We start from the raw sequence: 248 nt of genomic DNA on the forward strand, positions 1-248 counted from the left end.
GTATCCGATGTGGCAGGCAACCCGATTTCAGCACAAGATTCAGTCGAGCTTGATAACACCGCAGCAATCACAACCAGCATTGATAAAACAGCCGACGGCGTGATTAATGGCAACGGCGAAAGTGCAGCAATCGTTGTGCGCGGTACAGTAACCGATGTTGAAGACGGTCAAACCGTGACGGTGATCATCAGTGATGGCACAAACCAAGTTGAAACCACAGCGCTTGTGCAAAACGGCGAATATGTTAC

General features: G+C 49.6%; 1 protein-coding gene. It reads left to right on the forward strand.

The window, feature by feature from the left end; genetic code table 11:
* A partial coding sequence (locus AN389_RS20460) for a hypothetical protein (RefSeq protein ID WP_160318649.1) occupies window positions 1-248 on the forward strand: 248 nt, incomplete at both ends.

This window comes from Pseudoalteromonas sp. P1-7a, assembly GCF_001401855.1.
Classification (GTDB): domain Bacteria; phylum Pseudomonadota; class Gammaproteobacteria; order Enterobacterales; family Alteromonadaceae; genus Pseudoalteromonas.